The organism is Rhizobium sp. FKL33 (assembly GCF_005222915.1).
Classification (GTDB): domain Bacteria; phylum Pseudomonadota; class Alphaproteobacteria; order Rhizobiales; family Rhizobiaceae; genus Rhizobium_E.
The window spans coordinates 70,811-86,032 of the sequence record NZ_STFX01000009.1; the positions used below are offsets into that span (position 1 = coordinate 70,811).

15 protein-coding genes are annotated in these 15,222 nt (G+C 63.0%); 3 read left to right on the forward strand and 12 right to left on the reverse strand.

Annotated elements, in window-relative coordinates; all coding sequences use genetic code 11:
• Nucleotides 1-4: 4 nt before the first annotated feature.
• The 12 genes from E8Q41_RS06455 to urtA form a co-directional block, all read right to left on the reverse strand.
• Nucleotides 5-634: a Urease operon accessory protein gene (locus tag E8Q41_RS06455; protein ID WP_170976400.1), complete on the reverse strand. Its 630-nt coding sequence runs from the start codon at nucleotides 632-634 to the stop codon at nucleotides 5-7.
• A gap of 16 nt (nucleotides 635-650) precedes the next feature.
• Nucleotides 651-1,082 (reverse strand): lysozyme inhibitor LprI family protein, encoded by a 432-nt coding sequence (locus E8Q41_RS06460; protein ID WP_137154698.1) that lies wholly within the window; start codon nucleotides 1,080-1,082, stop codon nucleotides 651-653.
• A gap of 68 nt (nucleotides 1,083-1,150) precedes the next feature.
• Nucleotides 1,151-1,567, reverse strand: coding sequence for a lysozyme inhibitor LprI family protein (locus tag E8Q41_RS06465; RefSeq protein WP_170976385.1), 417 nt, complete (start codon nucleotides 1,565-1,567; stop codon nucleotides 1,151-1,153).
• A gap of 130 nt (nucleotides 1,568-1,697) precedes the next feature.
• Entirely contained in the window at nucleotides 1,698-2,003 is a 306-nt protein-coding gene (locus tag E8Q41_RS06470) for an urease subunit beta (protein WP_137154700.1), read from the reverse strand.
• A gap of 13 nt (nucleotides 2,004-2,016) precedes the next feature.
• Nucleotides 2,017-2,319, reverse strand: a complete 303-nt coding sequence (locus E8Q41_RS06475; protein WP_137154701.1) for an urease subunit gamma — start codon at nucleotides 2,317-2,319, stop codon at nucleotides 2,017-2,019.
• Nucleotides 2,320-2,406: 87 nt separating this feature from the next.
• Nucleotides 2,407-3,225 (reverse strand): urease accessory protein UreD, encoded by an 819-nt coding sequence (locus E8Q41_RS06480; protein ID WP_137154702.1) that lies wholly within the window; start codon nucleotides 3,223-3,225, stop codon nucleotides 2,407-2,409.
• Nucleotides 3,226-3,370: 145 nt separating this feature from the next.
• Nucleotides 3,371-4,066 (reverse strand): urea ABC transporter ATP-binding subunit UrtE, encoded by a 696-nt coding sequence (gene urtE / locus E8Q41_RS06485; RefSeq protein WP_137154703.1) that lies wholly within the window; start codon nucleotides 4,064-4,066, stop codon nucleotides 3,371-3,373.
• Nucleotides 4,067-4,076: 10 nt separating this feature from the next.
• The gene (locus E8Q41_RS06490; protein WP_137154704.1) at nucleotides 4,077-4,595 is read right to left on the reverse strand and encodes a hypothetical protein; all 519 of its coding nucleotides are present in this window, start codon (nucleotides 4,593-4,595) and stop codon (nucleotides 4,077-4,079) included.
• Nucleotides 4,596-4,671: 76 nt separating this feature from the next.
• A complete protein-coding gene (urtD, locus tag E8Q41_RS06495) occupies nucleotides 4,672-5,424 on the reverse strand; it encodes an urea ABC transporter ATP-binding protein UrtD (protein WP_137154705.1) in 753 nt (250 codons plus the stop codon).
• 4 nt (nucleotides 5,425-5,428) lie between these two features.
• Nucleotides 5,429-6,595: an urea ABC transporter permease subunit UrtC gene (gene urtC, locus E8Q41_RS06500; protein WP_137154706.1), complete on the reverse strand. Its 1,167-nt coding sequence runs from the start codon at nucleotides 6,593-6,595 to the stop codon at nucleotides 5,429-5,431.
• On the reverse strand, nucleotides 6,592-8,172 hold the full coding sequence (gene urtB, locus E8Q41_RS06505) for an urea ABC transporter permease subunit UrtB (protein WP_137154917.1): 1,581 nt from the start codon (nucleotides 8,170-8,172) through the stop codon (nucleotides 6,592-6,594). Before urtB ends, urtC begins: the two co-directional genes overlap by 4 nt.
• Before the next feature lie 288 nt (nucleotides 8,173-8,460).
• Complete coding sequence (gene urtA, locus E8Q41_RS06510) at nucleotides 8,461-9,750, reverse strand: urea ABC transporter substrate-binding protein (protein WP_137154707.1); 1,290 nt, start codon at nucleotides 9,748-9,750, stop codon at nucleotides 8,461-8,463.
• Nucleotides 9,751-9,978: 228 nt separating this feature from the next.
• Between urtA and E8Q41_RS06515 the strand changes: the two genes are divergently transcribed.
• The 3 genes from E8Q41_RS06515 to E8Q41_RS06525 all read left to right on the forward strand — a co-directional run bounded on the left by E8Q41_RS06515 (nucleotide 9,979) and on the right by E8Q41_RS06525 (nucleotide 15,221).
• Nucleotides 9,979-10,794 carry an SHOCT domain-containing protein gene (locus E8Q41_RS06515; protein WP_137154708.1) on the forward strand — a complete coding sequence of 272 codons (816 nt, stop codon included), beginning with the start codon at nucleotides 9,979-9,981 and terminating at the stop codon, nucleotides 10,792-10,794.
• A gap of 129 nt (nucleotides 10,795-10,923) precedes the next feature.
• Nucleotides 10,924-14,301, forward strand: coding sequence for an ATP-binding protein (locus tag E8Q41_RS06520; RefSeq protein WP_137154918.1), 3,378 nt, complete (start codon nucleotides 10,924-10,926; stop codon nucleotides 14,299-14,301).
• Complete coding sequence (locus tag E8Q41_RS06525; protein WP_137154709.1) at nucleotides 14,298-15,221, forward strand: response regulator transcription factor; 924 nt, start codon at nucleotides 14,298-14,300, stop codon at nucleotides 15,219-15,221. Before E8Q41_RS06520 ends, E8Q41_RS06525 begins: the two co-directional genes overlap by 4 nt.
• The last annotated feature ends 1 nt before the right edge of the window (nucleotide 15,222 follow it).

A 15,222-nucleotide genomic window follows, 5' to 3' on the forward strand; every position in this document is an offset into this window, starting at 1 on the left:
GGCGTCAAGCTCCTGAGGCGATGCGGAGGGTGGAAGTGTAGAAATAGCGGGCGAGGCGGCCTCCGCGAATGCGGGCGTCGATCCAGCGACGCTCCGCCTCCCAGGGATGCCATTCCCAGCCCTTGTGACCGAAGCCCGCGAGAAGGATCGCGTCGTCTGCGCGGGCGCGGCTCGCCAGAAATTCGGCGATGACGATCAGGCCGGTCGAGGGCGTCACATAGGGTTCCGGGTCATAGGCGGAGAGCTCGGCGTCCAGCCGGTCATGGGTGGCGGCGGGCAGCACATAATGGGTCTTGCCGGTTTCGGCGCAGAACGCGGCGAAGCCGGGAGAATAATCATCGCAGAAATCGTCGAGCTCCGGATGGCTGATCGCCAGCGGCGCCCGAAGGGCGGCGAATTTCTCAGGGTTGCGGATGCTCCAGATCTCGGAGGCGGCGGCCACGCAAGGATTGGCGCGCCAGCCGGCGTCTTCGAGCATCTTCTTGCCGGGCCGGCCTGTATTGCACACGGCGACGATGTCGGTGCGCCCGCCACCAGGGCCGGCCGAGCGGCAGTCGTTGAAGCGGATGACGATGTCGGCGGTCTCAGTGAGGGCCTTTTCGCCCTCGCCGAGATCGGCATTGCCGACGATCATCACCCGCCGCCCCATCTCAGTTCTCCATGCCCTTGGCCAGCTCGTTGAGCTCCTTGGCGCGAGCGCGGGACAGTTCGGCCTTGCAGCCCATCATCAGCATGGGTTCCATCGTGCCGCCACGCGCCTGGAAACCGACGCCTTCACACTGGCCGTCGCGATAATCGATCCAGGCGCGCTGCGCCTTCTTCAATGCCGCGGCCGCGCCGGTCGAGTCCGCGCCCATCGATTCCTCGATATCGGCGTCCATCTTCTTCTGTGACGCCATGGCCGCCTTATAGGCCTTGTTCAGCGCGGCGTCGGCATCGTCGTAGTCCTGCTCGGCGCAGTAATTCATTTCCATCTGGGTCTGGGCGTTGTCGCAATCCACATTCGGCGCGTCCTGCGCCAGAGCGGGCAGTGCGAAGGCCGCCATCGCCAGTGAAATCAGCGCGATTTTCGTGCGCGTCATTTATTCTTCCTCCCGTTTATCCTTGTGATCATTCGTGTTTTTCGAACCATGTCTGTTCCATGCGCCTCTCATTGACCGGGAAGGCGGATCAATTCCTTGAGTTGGGCGCTGCGCTCCTTCGTCAACAGGAGTTGGCAGCGGATATTTTCATAGGGTTCGAGCGTGCCGCCCCGCGCCTTGAAGCCCATGCCGGCGCAATGGGCGTCGCGGAACTGTATCCAGGCGCGCTGGGCTTTCTTCAGCGTCTCGGTTTCGGTGGGCTCGCCCTCGACCGGCGATTCCATGTCGTTCTTCTGCGTGAAGGCCAACGCCTTCTTGTAGGCGGCGTTCAGGCTCGCATCGGCCTTGCCATATTCATCGCCGATGCATTCATTGGCTTCCATTTGCGATACGACGTCGTCGCAGGCCACTTTCGCCTTGGCCGCAACGGTCAAAGGCGCGGCCAGGGCGCCCGCGGTCAGGATCGCGAGGAGGAACGTCTTCATTCTACACCTTTCGGCGGCGCATATCCGCCGCCATGGCGGGATTTCCGAAGCGCCGTCCGCAGGCATTCAAGCATTGGGCCCTGTCTCGCCGCAAATACCGTGAACTCTGCAAAACGCCGCGCCCGATCTTTCACAGCGCACCCATCACCTGCTGGCGGAAGCCGTAGACTTCGCGCTTGCCGGACAGCGGGATCAGCGTGACGGTGCGCTTCTGGCCCGGCTCGAAACGGACGGCGGTGCCGGATGGGATGTCGAGGCGCATGCCGCGCGCCTTGTCGCGGTCGAAATCCAGCCCCTTGTTGGTCTCGAAGAAATGATAATGGCTGCCGACCTGGATCGGACGGTCGCCTGTGTTGGCGACGTCGAGGGTGACGGTGGGCAGGCCGGCGTTCAGTTCGATCTCGCCGGCTGCGGGAATGAGTTCGCCTGGGATCATCGATATCTCCTGTTCAGCGGATCGGTTCGTGCACGGTGACGAGCTTGGTGCCGTCCGGGAAGGTGGCTTCCACCTGCACGTCATGGATCATTTCGGCGATGCCCTCCATCACCTGGTCGCGGGTGATGACATGGGCGCCGGCTTCCATGAGATCGGCCACCGAGCGGCCGTCTCGCGCGCCCTCGACCACGAAATCCGAGATCAGCGCGATCGCTTCGGGATAGTTCAGCTTGACGCCGCGCTCCAGCCGACGGCGGGCCACGATGGCCGCCATGGAGATCAGGAGCTTGTCTTTTTCGCGTGGAGAGAGATTCATCGGCTGCTCCGCATGGATGCTGGTCTTGACGCAATCAAACCCGGTCGACCCGGTCTGGCAATACGCCAAATGACGGTGGACGAACGGTTAGAGATGCCACACTTTCGGCGGGGCGGCGCCGTTTCGCAAGAGCGAAATTGCCGGGATCAGGATTTTTCGGAGCTCGAAGCCCTCCGAGGCGGTGAGACGCAGGATCAGCTTGTCGTTCCAATGGCTTGCGCCGCAACCGGTGCGATCGAGGAGCGGCCTGACCGCGCCTAGTTTCGCCTCCGCGTCCGGTCCGCAATAAAGGAGGGTCGCAAAAGCGAGGCAGCCTGATAGCACCGCCTTGCGGGCGGCGAGTTCGGCGATCTCGCCATCGAGCCGCAACTCCTCGGCATGGATCAGGCGGCCGGCGCGGCGGATGCGCCAGCGGTCGCGGAACAGGCCCGAGGTCACGACTTCGCCCATGGCCTTGCGGCCCAGCAGCACCGCTTCGAGACCGAGAAAGCGGGCGGAGGCGGCGAGATCCACCTCGAGGCTGCGCCGGAGCGCGCCTTCGTCGAACAGGATGGTTTCCTGTGGCAGCCAATGCAGCGCCGCGTTGTCGCCGACCTTGAGCACGGTGTCGACGGCGGCATGGCCGCCCGAGGAGCGATAGACGCGCTCGCAGGCCTGGGTGGTGACGGTGACATGGGTGTCGGCGCCGGCCTCGACGGCCCAGTCGATGCGGTCGCCGCCGGTCAAGCCGCCCGAGGTGTTGATCAGCACCGCTTCCATGCGCCCGTCGAAGGATTCGGGCATGCGGATCTTGGCGGCGCCTTCCTGATAGAAGACGTCGAGCCGGGTGCGGCCTGCCAGCGCTTTGGTCACGAGGCGGGCGCGGCCCTTGGCGCGTTGCGGACGGATCTGGGCGAGTGCTGTCACGGGTCACCATGCAAAGGCCGGCAGGAGCGCCGGCCTTGTCTTTCATCGTGTTTTTTCAAGCCTGACCGGATCTGTCAATCGATTAGGCGGCTTTCCCGACTGCCGAAAAAAGCGCCAAGATCGCAGACGTAGCAGGCAGGTCCTTTCAGACCGTCAGATGCCGGCGCGCCTCGGGCGTATCCAGCGTTTCGGCGGCGCCTTCATGCACGATCTCGCCGCGATCCATGATATAGACGTGGTCGGCGAGTTCGCGGCAGAAATCGAGGTACTGCTCGACCAGCAGGATCGCCATGCCGGTGGAATCGCGGAGATATTTGATGGCGCGGCCGATGTCTTTGATGATCGAGGGCTGGATGCCTTCGGTCGGCTCGTCGAGCACCAGGATCTTCGGACGCGTCACCAGAGCCCGGCCGATCGCCAATTGCTGTTGCTGGCCGCCCGAAAGATCGCCGCCGCGGCGGCCAAGCATGGATTGCAGCACAGGGAACAGGCTGAAAATGTCGTCGGGAATGGTGCGGTCGACCCGCTTGACGGGCGCGTAGCCGGTCTCGAGATTTTCCTTCACCGTCAGCAGCGGAAAGATCTCGCGACCCTGCGGCACATAACCGATGCCGAGTTTCGCGCGGGCATAGGGGGCCATGCCGTTCAGCGCCGCGCCGTTGAAGGAAATCGAGCCGCCGCTGACCGGATGCTGGCCGGTGATCGCCCGAAGCAGGGAGGATTTGCCGACGCCGTTGCGGCCGAGAACGCAGGTGATCTTGCCCATCTCCGCCTTGATGGAGACGCCGCGCAGCGCCTGCGCCGCGCCGTAATGAAGATTGGCCTTTTCGACAGTCAGCATGGCTTCCCTCTCAGTTCAGCAGGGCTCTCTTCAAGGCCTGCAAAGCATTGTTTTGTTCGGCGGTCGGTTCGCCGCCCACACGAGCGACGTCTTCAGCGATGCCGATCAGTTGCCGACGCTCGTCGAAATCCAGCGCGTTGAGCCAGAGATCGCGAAAGCGTCTCACCGGATCCTCGAGACTGACGACGCGATTGCCCGCCCATTCTGCGAAGATCATCACCTCGTCCAGGTCGCGTTCGGCGATGATGCCGTTCATGCGCGACTTCACCAATGCACGGGCTTCCGGCATATGCGTCGGCTTGTCCTCTGCGAGGATCAGGAAGAAGGTGACGGCGGCGATCGCGGGGTCCTTGATCGCGGTCAGCGGCGCCGCTTCGGCGGCCTTGCGGTGTTTGCGCCGCTTATAGGCGCTCCGTATGCGCTCCACCGAGTCGATCACTTCGTTGCCCACTTCATTGAGCATCTTCAGACGCCACCACCAAATTGCGGCTCCCGCCGCCGCCATCAAAATCAGGCCGACAAAGGGCATGGATTGAACTCCCTGGTTGAAATCGGTTCATGAAACCTGTTTTCAAATGACGTTCAAGCCTGCTCTTCTATTTTCTTCACCGCCCCAGATAGTTCTCGATGACTTTGGGATCGTTCGATACGAAATCGATCGAGCCCTCGGCCAACACCGAGCCTTCGGCGAGGCAGGTCACCTTGACGCCGAGGTCGCGGATGAAGCCCATGTCGTGCTCGACCACCACCACGGAGCGCGTCTTGGCGATCTCCTTCAGCAGGATCGCGGTTTCCACCGTCTCGGCGTCGGTCATGCCGGCCACGGGTTCGTCGACGAGGAGCAGTTTCGGTTCCTGGGCGAGCAGCATGCCGATCTCCAGCCACTGCTTCTGGCCATGGCTGAGATTGGCGGCGTAATCATCCTTGCGGGCGGTGAGGCGGACCGTTTCGAGGATCTCTTCGATGCGGGCCTTGTCCGTCGCAGAGAGCGAATAGAAGAGCGTCGCGAAGACGCCGCGCTTGCGGTTGAGCGCCAGTTCGAGATTGTCCCACACCGTATGGCTTTCGAACACCGTCGGCTTCTGGAATTTGCGGCCGATGCCGAGCTGGGCGATTTCGGCCTCGTCCTTCTTGGTGAGGTCGATTTCGCCATTGAAGAAGACTTCGCCCGTATCGGGCCGGGTCTTGCCGGTGATGATGTCCATCATCGTGGTCTTGCCGGCGCCGTTGGGGCCGATGATGGCGCGCAGTTCGCCAGGTTCGACCACGAAGGACAGCGAGTTGAGCGCCTTGAACCCGTCGAAGGACACCGAGACGCCGTCGAGATAGAGGATGCTCCGGGGCTTGATATCGCTCATCGTCTTACTCCGCGGCTTCGGCCCGGGCGGCGAGGGCGGCGTCGCGCACCTTCTCGTCGTCAGCAGCCTTCTGATAGGATTTACGGGTGGCGAAATACTGGGTCACCGTGCCGACGATGCCTTTTGGCAGGAACAGCGTCACCAGAACGAACAGGCCGCCGAGCGCGAAGAGCCAGAATTCAGGGAAGGCTCCGGTGAAGAAGGTCTTGCCCGCATTCACCAGCACCGCGCCGATGATCGGCCCGATCAGCGTGCCGCGACCACCGACCGCGGTCCAGATGACGACCTCGATTGAATTGCCGGGTTCGAATTCGCCGGGATTGATGATGCCGACCTGCGGCACGAACAACGCGCCGGCGATGCCCGCCATCATGGCCGAGACGACGAAGGTGAACAGCTTGATGTTTTCCACCCGGTAGCCGAGGAAGCGGGTCCGGCTTTCGGCGTCGCGGACGCCGATCAGCACCTTGCCGTATTTGGAGCGGACGATGGCCGAGGACAGGAGCAGGCACAGCGCCAGCATCAGCGCGCTCATGAAGAACAGCGTCGCGCGGGTTCCGTCGGATTGAACCGAATAGCCGAGGATGTCCTTGAAATCGGTCAGGCCGTTATTGCCGCCAAAACCCATGTCATTGCGGAAAAAGGCGAGCAGCAGCGCATAGGTCATCGCCTGGGTGATGATCGAGAGATAGACACCGTTGACGCGCGAGCGGAAGGCGAACCAACCGAAGATGAAGGCGAGAATGCCGGGCGCCGCGATCACCATCAGCATGGCGAACCAGAACATGTCGAAGCCATGCCAGAACCAGGGCAGCTCCTTCCAGTTCAGGAAGACCATGAAATCGGGAAGGACTGGGTCGCCATAGACGCCGCGCGGGCCGATCTGGCGCATGAGATACATGCCCATCGCATAACCGCCGAGCGCGAAGAAGGCGGCATGGCCGAGCGAGAGGATGCCGCAATAGCCCCAGACGAGATCCAGAGTCAGCGCCAGCAGCGCATAGGTCAGGTATTTCCCGAACAGGCTCATGACATAGGTTGGGATGCGGAAGGCGCTGTCGGCGGGCAACAGCAGGTTGGAGGCAGGGACCAGGATGCCGATTGCGAGAATGACCGCGATGGCGATGACGATGCGTTGATCCAACGCGCGAAGGATAAAGCCGGTGATCATGCTTCGATCGCCCTTCCCTTGAGTGCGAAGAGACCGCGCGGCCGCTTCTGGATGAAGAGGATGATGAGGACCAGCACCAGGATCTTGCCGAGAACGGCGCCGACGGTGGGCTCGAGGAACTTGTTGAGGATGCCGAGCGACAGGGCCCCGACCAGCGTGCCCCAGAGATTGCCCACGCCGCCGAAGACCACGACCATGAAGCTGTCGATGATGTAGGACTGGCCGAGGTTCGGGGACACGTTGTCGATCTGGCTGAGCGCTACGCCGGCGATGCCGGCGATGCCGGAGCCTAGCGCAAAGGTCAGCGCGTCGACCCAGGGCGTGCGGATGCCCATGGAGGAGGCCATCCGGCGGTTCTGGGTGACGGCGCGCATCTGCAGGCCGTAAGCCGAGCGCTTCATTACGACGAGCAGCGCGAAGAAGACGGACAGCGAGAAGGCGACGATCCAGAGGCGGTTCCAGGTGATCGTCATGCCGCCGAGCGGGAAGGAACCCGCCATCCAGGAGGGATTGCCGACTTCCTGATTGGTCGGGCCGAAAATGGTGCGAACGAGCTGCTGCAGGATCAGCGAAATGCCCCATGTCGCCAAGAGCGTTTCGAGCGGCCGGCCATAGAGGAAGCGGATCACGCTGCGTTCGATGATCAGGCCAGCAGCGCCGGTGACGAGGAAGGCGACGGGCAGGGCGATGGCCAGCGACCAGTCGAACAGTCCCGGATAGTTGTCGCGGATGATGTCCTGCACCACGAAGGTCGAATAGGCGCCCAGCATGACCATTTCGCCATGAGCCATGTTGATGATGCCCATGACGCCGAAGGTGATGGCGAGGCCGATGGCGGCGAGCAGCAGCACAGAACCGAGCGAAACGCCGTACCAGATGTTTTGCCCGGCGTCCCACAGCGCGAGATTGCCCTGGATGGAGGCGATCGCGGCGTCGATATCCGGTTTGACGGCAGGATCCGATTTGTCGGCGGCGGCCATCAGGATGCCGATGGCGTCGCGCCCGCCGATCTTGTCCCGGATGTTTTCGATGGCAGCCTTCTTCTCGTCCGCGCCGAGATCGGAGCCGAGCACCGAGACCGAACGGGCGGTTTCCATGCGGGCCTTGACGACCGCATCGGTTTCCTTGGCGATGGCCGCCTCGAGCAGGCCGAGATTTTCGGCGCTTGGAGATTTCAGCACGGCGTCCGCCGCCTGCAGCCGGACATCGCGGTCCGGGCTGAGCAAGGTCAGTCCGCCGAGCGCCGAGCGGATGGCGCGGCGGAGATTGTTGTTGACCCTGATCTTGGTCAGCGCGCCTTTGGGCTCTTCGCCGACTGTCTCTCCCGAAAGGGGGTCAACCAGAGCGAGATTCGCGCCAGCCGGCTTGGTCAGGAACACGGCGTTGTCGGATTTGCGGAAATAGAGATCGCCTTCGCCGAGCGCTTCGAGCACCGGGAGAACCTTGGGATCTCCGGTGGCGGCCAGCGACTGAACGATCGCGGGAATTTCGGGCAACTTGGCGGAAGCCAGTGCGTTGATCTGAGTCTTGAGGTCCTGCTGGGCAAGAGCGACGGAGCCCAGAAGGGCAAACACCATCGAAAGGGCCAGGAGGACGGTTTTGCATGCGCGCGACATTGCTGGGTCCACCGTTGTTTCTCCAAGGGAGGTGCGGGCAGTTCGCCACCGCCGGCACGGGTGTCGGAAAATCCGCCGACATGGCGTCGCCGTTTGTCCCGATGAACTGAAAAGCAAGAAGTGTTCCAACTTGCCGATCGGATTATCCGGTCGCGGAAGACAAGGTCTTCCGGCGACGGGCTTGTCCGGAAAAGAGAGCGGGCAGCTCGTCACTGCCCGCTCCAGAACTCATCCTTGGGGTAAGGATGATCAGGAACCCTTGCCGCCGCACTTGCCGGTGGCGACGTTGAAGTTGCCGCAAGACAGGGGCTTGCGCCAATCGGAGATCAGGTCCTTGGAGTCCGGCAGGTAGTCGGACCATTCGTCGCCGACCACGGCCGCGGTCTGCTGGACGATGTCGAACTGGCCATCGGCCTGGATTTCGCCGATCAGCACCGGCTTGGTGATGTGATGGTTCGGCATGACGGTGGAATAGCCGCCCGACAGGTTCGGCACCGAGACGCCGATGATCGCGTCGAGGACCGGATCGGTTTCGGTTGTGCCGGCAGCTTCGACGGCCTTCACCCAGGCGTTGAAGCCGATAAAGGCGGCTTCCATCGGGTCGTTGGTGACGCGCTTGTCATTCTTGGTGAAGGCGTGCCATGTCTTGATGAACTCGGCGTTGACCGGGGCGTCGACGGACTGGAAGTAGTTCCAGGCGGCCAGATGGCCGACGAGCGGCTTGGTGTCGAGGCCGGCGAGTTCTTCTTCACCCACCGAGAAGGCGACGACCGGGATGTCTTCGGCCTTGATGCCTTGGTTGGCCAGTTCCTTGTAGAAGGGCACGTTGGCGTCGCCGTTGATGGTCGAGACCACGGCGGTCTTCTTGCCGGCCGAGCCGAACTTCTTGATGTCGGAGACGATCGTCTGCCAGTCGGAATGACCGAACGGCGTGTAGTTGATCATGATGTCCTCTTCCTTGACGCCCTTGGACATCAGGTAGGCCTTCAGGATCTTGTTGGTCGTCTGCGGATAGACGTAGTCGGTGCCGGCCAGCACCCAGCGCTCGACGCCTTCGGTGTTGGCGAGATAGTCAACGGCCGGGATGGCCTGCTGGTTCGGAGCGGCGCCGGTGTAGAAGATGTTGCGCGAGGACTCTTCGCCTTCATACTGGACCGGGTAGAACAGGATAGAGTTCAGTTCTTCGAAAACCGGCAGGACCGACTTGCGCGACGAGGAGGTCCAGCAACCGAACACGGCCGCAACCTTGTCCTTTTCGATCAGGTCGCGGGCCTTTTCGGCAAACAGCGGCCAATCGGAAGCCGGGTCGACGACGACGGCTTCGAGCTTCTTGCCGAGCACGCCGCCCTTCTTGTTCTGCTCTTCGACGAGCATCAGCATGGCGTCCTTGAGCGTGGTCTCGGAAATGGCCATGGTGCCGGACAGCGAATGCAGGATGCCGATCTTGATCGTGTCGTCGGCGGCAAACGCGCCCTGGAAGGCGGTCGCAGAAAGCATGCCGGCGACGAATGCGCTGGTGAGCATGGACTTGAGTTTCATGGAATTCCCCTCTCGCTTGGTGGCGCAACGGTTTAATGAAGTCTTAATGTCCGTTGTCTGCGGGGACTATCCGTCCGGATTGTGCGATGCGACATACGTCATTTGACGTAAGGAGAGGGGGAAAAGAGGGAAGAAATACGCAAGAGCCGTCCTTTGTCCGCTGCTGACACAGACAGGATGGGGATGCCGTGCTAGGCCGCGCAGAGGAAAAATCAGGAACCACGACCCATGCGACAGATCAGCGAAGACGGCCGACGCATTCTCTCCGACGCGGCGCAGCGGCATGGCGTGAGCCTTGACGCGGTCGAGCACCTCATTCTGGCGCTTGCGGCGAGCGGCGGATCGCAGGCGCAGTTCAACCATCCCGATCTCGGCGGCATGGGGCAGTGGTCCCAGGGCGGCATGATCATGATCGGCGACATGTTCAACAACGGCCTCAAGGCCAAGGTCGACTGGCTTTGTCAGGATCTGGCGGGTCTTTTGCGCGGGCAGGAGCTTTTTGCTCCGGCGCCGGTCTATCAAAGCCAGCAGCAGGGCGGTGGCGTCAGCCTGTTCGTGCCGGGCTCCTACGGACAGGCGAGCGGATGGCCGGAAGAACTCGGGCAACCGTCCTCGGTCGGGTCGCAGAACAATCTGCGCTACGCGTTCTTCCCCGCAACGCGACGCCTGGCGATCGATATGGGCGGCGCGCTGACCATCTATGACACCGGCGATCACCAGATCGGCGGCTTTTCACAGCAGCAGGGCGGCGATCAATCGCTGACCTTCACCTCGCAATATGGGCTGGTCCGCGTCGGCGACCTGCCGGTCGTGCGCGGCGCGTCTCCGGGACCGCAGCCGGAAGCGCGGCAGGAACCCGTCCAACCCATAGAGACCGTGGTGGAAACGCAATGGATCCAGCCGATCAGCGCGCCGACCGCGCCTCAGCCCGGCGAAGACGACATCTTCGCCAAGATCGAACGTCTTGCAGCTCTTCACGCGAAGGGGATTCTCACGGATGAGGAATTCTCGACCAAGAAAGCGGAGTTGCTCGCCCGGCTTTGACGGACGCGGACGCCCGGCGAGGGCTTGCGGACAAAAGCCTATCCATGCTTTTGATGTCGCATGAGCGAAATTTACTCAAAATCGGGAGGCGCCGTCGATTTGGGCGCCAAGCCGGCCGCCAAGGGGCATATGACGGCGCGCCAGCGCATCATTCCCGTCCGGCGCGATTATAATCGCTGGGTGGCCAACCAGACGCTCGAAGATTATGCGCTGCGCTTCACCGCGAAAAGCGCCCGGCGCTATACGCCGAGCCGGATTTCGCAGACGGCCATCGGGGCGATCTCGTTTCTGGCGCTCGAAGCCGTCGGCGGGGCGATCACGCTCTCCTATGGCACGACAAATGCGATCTTCGCGATCATCGTCGCTTCGGTGCTGCTGCTTCTGATCGGCATTCCGATCAGCCGCTATGCGATCCGGCATGGCGTCGATATCGACCTGCTCACGCGCGGGGCGGGCTTCGGCTATATCGGCTCGACCGTGACGTCGCTGATCTATGCGACCTTCACCTTCATCCTGTTCGCCATCGAGGCCTCGATCATGACCGGGGCGCTGGAGCTCGCCTTCGGCGTGCCGCTCTGGCTCGGCTATATCATCAGCGCGGTGGCGGTGATCCCGCTGGTCACGCATGGCGTCAAGCTGATTTCCCGCTTCCAGCTGGTCACCCAGCCGATCTGGATCGTGCTCAATATCCTGCCCTTCATCTTCATCGCGCTGGCCGACTGGCAAAAATTCGAGGTGTGGCTCGGCTTTGGGGGACGGGGGCATGAATCCGGCGAGATCGGCACGATCGCGCCCTTCGACCTCGCGATGTTCGGCGCGGCGTCGGCGGTGATTCTGGCGCTGATGGCGCAGATCGGCGAACAGGTGGACTTTCTCCGCTTCCTGCCCGCCGAAGGCAAGCCGCAAAGCCTCAGCCAGAAGATAGCCCGCTTTCTCGCCGGTCCGGGCTGGGTGGTTGTGGGCGCGCCGAAGCTGCTCGCCGGGTCGTTTCTGGTGGTGCTGGCCCTGAGCTCCGGCGTGCCGGCGGAGCTCGCCGCCGATCCCGCGCATATGTATGTCACCGCCTTCGGCTATATGGTGCCGAACCAAACGACCGCGCTGATCCTGACGGCCGCTTTCGTGGTGGTGTCGCAGCTCAAGATCAATGTGATGAACGCCTATGCCGGCTCGCTCGCCTGGTCGAACTTCTTTTCGCGGCTGACGCATAGCCATCCGGGCCGCGTCGTCTGGCTGTTCTTCAACGTCGCCATCGCGCTGCTTCTGATGGAGATCGGCATCTACAAGCTGCTCGAAGAGGTGTTCGGCGTCTTCTCGATCGTTGCCGCGGCGTGGCTCTGCACGATTTCGGCGGATCTCTTCATCAACAAGCCGCTCGGGCTTGCTCCGCCGGGCATCGAATTCAAGCGGGCGCATCTCTACGACATCAATCCCGTCGGCATGGGCGGTATGCTGATCTCGGCGGCGGTGGCGTTGACGGCGCATTTCGGCCTGTTCGGCGATTTCGTCGGGGCGCTGGCGATCTATCTCGTGCCGATCGTGGCTTTTGTCGCCACGCCCGGGATCGCTTGGGCCACAAAAGGGAAGTATTACCTCGCCCGCAAGCCGCGCCAGTCGTGGAAGAACCTCTCGACCATTACCTGCTCCATCTGCGAACATCCGTTCGAGCCCGAGGACATGGCCTGGTGCCCGGCCTACGCCGCGCCGATCTGTTCGCTGTGCTGTTCGCTCGACAGCCGCTGCCATGATCTCTGCAAGCCCAAGGCGCGGCTCGAATATCAGGCGCGGGAAGTGGCGGCGACGTTCCTGCCGGAAAAAGCCATGGCGGCGCTGGGCACGCGGCTCGGCCGCTACGGCATGATCCTGGCTGCGGCGCTCACCATCATCGGCGCAACCCTGTGGATGATCGCGCAGCATGCAGGAGCGCAAACGCCGGAGACCGCCCAGGTGGTGAACGCCACCGCCATGCTGGTCTTCGTGGTGTTTTCCATGCTCGCGGGCATCGCCGCCTGGTTCTTCGTGCTCGCCCATGACAGCCGGGTGGTGGCCGAAGAGGAAAGCTCGCGCCAGACCACGCTGTTGCTCAAGGAAATCTCCGCCCACAAGAAGACCGACGCGGCGCTGCAACAGGCCAAGGAAACGGCGGAAGCCGCCAACCGCGCCAAGAGCCGTTATGTGGTGGGGCTGACGCATGAATTGCGCACGCCGCTCAACGCCGTGCTCGGCTATGCGCAACTTCTGGAGCGCGACGAGGCGATCCCGGACGCCAAGCGTTCGGCGCTTAGGGTGATCAAGCGCAGCGCCGACCATCTGTCCGGGCTGATCGACGGGCTGCTCGACATTTCCCGCATCGAGGCGGGACGATTGCAGGTCTATTCGAACGAAATCAATGTCTTTGATTTCCTAGACCAGATCGTCAGCATGATGGCCCCGCAGGCCGAGGCCAAAGGGCTCGACTTCACGCTCAGGCGCGATCCGGCCCTGCCGCAATATGTCCGCACCGACGAAAAGCGGCTCCGGCAGATCCTCGTCAATCTCCTGTCCAACGCGGTGAAATATACGGCTGCCGGCAAGGTCGTGCTCGATGTTCAGTATCGCAACCAGGTGGCGACGTTCACGGTGACCGACACGGGGTCGGGCATGCCGGAGGACGATCTCAAAGTGGTGTTCGAGCCGTTCCAGCGCGGCTCCGGCGCGCAGTCGAAACTCGCGCCCGGTCTCGGGCTGGGACTGACCATCACCCGGCTCCTGACCCAGACGCTGGGCGGCGAGATCACCGTCGAGAGCCGGCTGGGGGAGGGCACGACCTTCCGTGTCCGGCTGATGCTTTATGGACTGGCGCGATCGGAGAAGCCCAAGGCCGACCAGAAGCTTCTCACCTATACCGGTCCGCGCCGCACGATCATGGTGGTCGACGACAACGAAGATCATCGCGAGATGATGCGCGAACTGCTGGCGCCGCTCGATTTCGTGGTGCTGACGGCCGAATCGGGACCGGAATGCCTGATGCTGATTGAAGGCGCCAATCCCGACATCTACCTCGTCGATATCTCCATGCCCGGCATGAGCGGCTGGCAGCTCGCCGCCCGACTTCGCGATGTTGGCCAGACTGCGCCGATCGTGATGCTGTCTGCCAATATCGGCGACGGCGCGCCGGCTGCTGCGACAGGGGATCACAACGACACGCTGCCGAAGCCCGTCAATGTCCGCCAGTTGCAGGACAAGCTCGCTTCGTGGCTCGGCGTCGACTGGGTCTATGCGATCGCCGCTCCCGAGACAGGGGCGCAGCCCGTCGAATTGCGCAGCCCTGGCGCCGACCATATTCAGGATCTCATCCGGCTCGGCGAGATCGGCTATGTCAGGGGAATCGAGAGCAAGCTGAGCGAGCTTGCCAAAACCGAGGAAAACAGGCACTTCACCGACGTCATGACCGCTCATATCCGCGCCTTCAACATGGACGCCCTGCTCGCCGATCTCCGAAAGCTCGAACGCGAGGACGCCTCGTCATGACCAGCCAGCAGGCGCCGCGCGACATCATCCTTCTGGTGGACGACAGTCCCGAGTCTCTCAGTTTTCTCACCGACGCTCTGGAAGCGTCCGGCTATTCGGTGCTGATCGCCACATCGGGCGCCGCGGCCCTGTCGATCTCGGAGCGCATCACGCCGGATCTCATCCTGCTCGATGCGATGATGCCGGGCATGGACGGGTTCGAGACCTGCGCCCGGCTGAAGGGCATGGGCAGCGTGGCGCAGGCGCCGGTGATCTTCATGACCGGGCTGACCGAGACGGAACATGTGGTGCGCGCGCTGGGCGCGGGCGGGGTCGACTATCTGACCAAGCCGATCAATGTCGAGGAATTGCGCGCGCGCATCCGCGTCCATCTCGCCAATGCCCGCTCGGCCCAGAGCGCGCGCGTGGCGCTCGACGCGGCCGGTCGGCATCTTCTGGCGGCGCGGGACGACGGCAAAATCCTCTGGTCGACGCCGCAGGCGACCCGTCTCGTCAACGCCGCCACCGGCCGCGACGACGGGCTCGATCTCGTGGCCGACAAGATCGGCGCGTGGATTCGCGATCGCAGGCTGACGCCCGGTCACGACGCCCAGGCGATCACCATCGAGACCGGCCGAGAAGCGTCGCTGTCGCTGACCTTCATCGGCGCGATCGGCCAGGACGAAAACCTGTTCCGCCTGACGAGCCAGACCCAGGCGCAGGACGACGAGCGGCTGCGCCAGCATTTCCAGTTGACCATTCGAGAGGCCGAGGTGCTGGCCTGGATCGCCAAGGGCAAGTCCAACCGCGACATCGGCGAGATCCTGGGCCTGTCGGCGCGAACGGTGAACAAGCATCTCGAGCAGATCTATGTGAAGCTCGGCGTCGAAAATCGCGCCTCGGCGGCAGTGAAGGCCGCCAATATTCTGATGCAGGGGTGAA

What these genes read in the sequence shown, in the direction of transcription:
- urtD (WP_137154705.1), bottom strand. Translation starts at nt 5,424, where the DNA reads ATGAGCGATATCAAGCCCCGGAGCATCCTCTATCTCGACGGCGTCTCG.
- E8Q41_RS06460 (WP_137154698.1), bottom strand. Translation starts at nt 1,082, where the DNA reads ATGACGCGCACGAAAATCGCGCTGATTTCACTGGCGATGGCGGCCTTC.
- E8Q41_RS06515 (WP_137154708.1), top strand. Translation starts at nt 9,979, where the DNA reads ATGCGACAGATCAGCGAAGACGGCCGACGCATTCTCTCCGACGCGGCG.
- urtB (WP_137154917.1), bottom strand. Translation starts at nt 8,172, where the DNA reads ATGGTGTTTGCCCTTCTGGGCTCCGTCGCTCTTGCCCAGCAGGACCTC.
- E8Q41_RS06490 (WP_137154704.1), bottom strand. Translation starts at nt 4,595, where the DNA reads ATGCCCTTTGTCGGCCTGATTTTGATGGCGGCGGCGGGAGCCGCAATT.
- E8Q41_RS06475 (WP_137154701.1), bottom strand. Translation starts at nt 2,319, where the DNA reads ATGAATCTCTCTCCACGCGAAAAAGACAAGCTCCTGATCTCCATGGCG.
- urtC (WP_137154706.1), bottom strand. Translation starts at nt 6,595, where the DNA reads ATGATCACCGGCTTTATCCTTCGCGCGTTGGATCAACGCATCGTCATC.
- E8Q41_RS06455 (WP_170976400.1), bottom strand. Translation starts at nt 634, where the DNA reads ATGATCGTCGGCAATGCCGATCTCGGCGAGGGCGAAAAGGCCCTCACT.
- E8Q41_RS06520 (WP_137154918.1), top strand. Translation starts at nt 10,924, where the DNA reads ATGACGGCGCGCCAGCGCATCATTCCCGTCCGGCGCGATTATAATCGC.
- E8Q41_RS06470 (WP_137154700.1), bottom strand. Translation starts at nt 2,003, where the DNA reads ATGATCCCAGGCGAACTCATTCCCGCAGCCGGCGAGATCGAACTGAAC.
- E8Q41_RS06465 (WP_170976385.1), bottom strand. Translation starts at nt 1,567, where the DNA reads ATGAAGACGTTCCTCCTCGCGATCCTGACCGCGGGCGCCCTGGCCGCG.
- urtE (WP_137154703.1), bottom strand. Translation starts at nt 4,066, where the DNA reads ATGCTGACTGTCGAAAAGGCCAATCTTCATTACGGCGCGGCGCAGGCG.
- E8Q41_RS06525 (WP_137154709.1), top strand. Translation starts at nt 14,298, where the DNA reads ATGACCAGCCAGCAGGCGCCGCGCGACATCATCCTTCTGGTGGACGAC.
- urtA (WP_137154707.1), bottom strand. Translation starts at nt 9,750, where the DNA reads ATGAAACTCAAGTCCATGCTCACCAGCGCATTCGTCGCCGGCATGCTT.